Genomic DNA, 2,458 nt, shown 5'->3' on the forward strand with positions numbered 1-2,458 from the left:
TTTTGCATGGCCTCGGCCAGGTCGCGCGCGACCTTGTCGGTGGGCCCGCCCGCGGCGAACGGCACCACGAAGGTGATGGGCTTGCCGTCGGGGAAATCGGCCGCGTGGGCCCCAGCGGCCGCGACCGCGATCGCTGCCAGGGCGAACAGTTTCTTCATGGCTTCTCCGGGATGTGTGCGAGTCAAAAAGGCCGCGATCTTATCGACGCATGCCGCGCGGGCGAATCCCGAATTGCCCTGAGCGCGAGTGGGCTCGGGCCGGCGCGAGCCGCTGCCTGGCGCACTGTCCGGGCCGGCGGTGCGGCCTCGGACGACAGCGGCCGCTCACGTCCGCGGCCAGCATATGGACCATGGGCCTCGCCGCGGCGAGGCATCGCTCTTGATCCAGCGCAAGAAGATGGGCGCAGAGAAGACGAAAGGAAGAAGGGCCATGGCCAGCAGCAAGGTATCGCGCAATACATCCTCCACCCGCTCCCCGGCCGCAGCCGGCGGTACGCGCGCCCTGGTCGCGCGCCAGCGTGCCATCCAGCGCAGCCAGGCCGCGCGCGACCGCGCCGCGCCGGCGAAGAAGACGAAGGCGCGCCGGCCGGTGCAGGCCGGCGCGCGCCGCCAGCCCGAGCGGCAGACGGGCGAGCAGCTCGCCAAGCCGGGGCGCGAGCAGGACCTGAAGCTCAGGCCGCGCTTCACCGCGCCCGGCTACGTGGGCAGCGGCAAGCTCGCCGGCATGGCGGCCATCGTGACCGGCGGCGACTCGGGCATCGGCCGCGCGGTGGCGGTGCTGTTCGCGCGCGAAGGCGCGGACGTGGCCATCGTGTACCTGAGCGAGACGGCGGACGCCGAGGAGACCCGTGCGCACGTGGAGGCCGAGGGCCGGCGCTGCGTGCTGATCCGCGGCGACGTGCGGCGCACGGCCTTCTGCGAGAAGGCCGTCGCGCGCACGCTCAAGGCCTTCGGCCGGCTCGACGTGCTGGTCAACAACGCCGCCTTCCAGATGCATGCCGACCGGCTGGAGGACCTCAGCGACGAGCGCATCGACCTGACCCTGCAGACCAACATCGGCGGCTACATGCGCATGGCGCGCGCGGCGCTGCCGCACCTGGGCGAGGGCGCCTCGATCATCAACAACGGCTCGCGCACCGGCCTGAGCGGCAGCGCCAAGCTGCTCGACTACTCGGCCACCAAGGGGGCAATCCATGCTTTCACCAAGGCGCTGGCGCAGAACGTGATCGGGCGCGGCATCCGCGTCAACGCCGTGGCGCCGGGCCCGGTGTGGACGCCGCTGAACCCGGCCGACAAGCCGGCCGCCGAGGTGCGCCGCTTCGGCCGGGAGACGGCCTTCGGCCGCCCCGCGCAGCCGGAGGAGCTGGCGCCGGCCTTCGTGTTCCTGGCGGCGCCGGTGTGCGCCAGCTACATCACGGGCATCGTGCTGCCGGTGACGGGGGACGTCGGAGCGATATAGGCCCGCCCCCAGCCTGCGCGGACTTCGTTCCGCTTCGGCAACCCCCTCGCGGGGGCACACCCTGCGGCCCGGCAAAGCCGGTTCCGCGGGTGTTCGCGCATGGCCTGCTCCGCGGCCTTCAGAGCAGCAGCTCGGGTGATCGGCGCTACAGTTCCCTGCCGATCTCCACCCACGACACCATGAACGCTCCCACGCGCGACATCTACACCGAACCTTCCGACGTCGACTTCGACACGCTGCGCAACCTCGGTCCGCTGACCCGCATGGCGGGCGTGTGGGAGGGCACGCGCGGGCTGGACGTCAAGCCGAAGGCCGAGGGGCCGAAGAAGCAGGCCTTCGTGGAGCGCATCTCGCTGCAGCCCATCGACCCCGTGACCAACGGTCCGCAACTGCTGTACGGCCTGCGCTACCACACGCACATCACCAAGCCGGGGCTGGCGAAGACCTACCACGAGCAGGTGGGCTTCTGGCTGTGGGAGCCGGCCACCTCGACGGTGATGCACACGCTGACCATCCCGCGCGGGCAGACCGCGATGGCCGGCGGCACCGTCGCGCCCGACGCCGCGCATTTCGAGCTGACGGCCACGCAGGGCCTGGAGACCTGGGGCATCTGCTCGTCGCCCTTCCTGAACGAGGCTTTCCGCACCACTGCCTTCCGCATCGCCGTCACGTACAACGACGACGGCACCTGGGGCTACGAGGAAGACGCCGTGCTGCAGATCCTCGGCCAGGCCGAGCCCTTCCACCACACCGACCGCAACCTGCTGCGCAAGGTGGAGGAGCCGACGCCGAACCCGCTGGTGCGGCCCCAGGCCACCCCGGCCGCGGCGTAGGGCTTGTTGACGCTCTGGAAGGCGACCCCTTCCAGAGCGTCAACAGGCCCTAGGCTGAATCGACATTCAATGTGTCAGCCAAGCCAGACTTGCGGCCAGGCAGAGGAAGGCCATGAAGTGGGCGGCCTTGCGGTCGTAACGCGTGGCGATGCGTCGGAACTGCTTGA

2 protein-coding genes and 2 pseudogenes are annotated in these 2,458 nt (G+C 70.8%); 2 read left to right on the forward strand and 2 right to left on the reverse strand.

What is annotated here, in order from left to right; genetic code table 11:
- A pseudogene (locus Q392_RS33970) lies at positions 1–158 on the reverse strand (tripartite tricarboxylate transporter substrate binding protein BugD); the annotation flags it as partial.
- Between the two features lie 271 nt (positions 159–429).
- Between Q392_RS33970 and Q392_RS26280 the strand changes: the two are divergent.
- Both Q392_RS26280 and Q392_RS26285 read left to right on the forward strand, forming a co-directional pair.
- Positions 430–1,458 carry an SDR family oxidoreductase gene (locus Q392_RS26280; RefSeq protein WP_038215546.1) on the forward strand — a complete coding sequence of 343 codons (1,029 nt, stop codon included), beginning with the start codon at positions 430–432 and terminating at the stop codon, positions 1,456–1,458.
- Between the two features lie 179 nt (positions 1,459–1,637).
- Positions 1,638–2,291, forward strand: coding sequence for an FABP family protein (locus Q392_RS26285; RefSeq protein ID WP_038215549.1), 654 nt, complete (start codon positions 1,638–1,640; stop codon positions 2,289–2,291).
- Between the two features lie 66 nt (positions 2,292–2,357).
- Here Q392_RS26285 and Q392_RS33975 read toward each other — a convergent pair.
- Positions 2,358–2,458 (reverse strand): annotated as a pseudogene (locus Q392_RS33975) (IS5/IS1182 family transposase); the annotation flags it as partial.

It is taken from the genome of Xenophilus azovorans DSM 13620 (assembly GCF_000745855.1).
Taxonomy (GTDB): domain Bacteria; phylum Pseudomonadota; class Gammaproteobacteria; order Burkholderiales; family Burkholderiaceae_C; genus Xenophilus; species Xenophilus azovorans.

What these genes read in the sequence shown, in the direction of transcription:
- Q392_RS26280 (WP_038215546.1), top strand. Translation starts at nt 430, where the DNA reads ATGGCCAGCAGCAAGGTATCGCGCAATACATCCTCCACCCGCTCCCCG.
- Q392_RS26285 (WP_038215549.1), top strand. Translation starts at nt 1,638, where the DNA reads ATGAACGCTCCCACGCGCGACATCTACACCGAACCTTCCGACGTCGAC.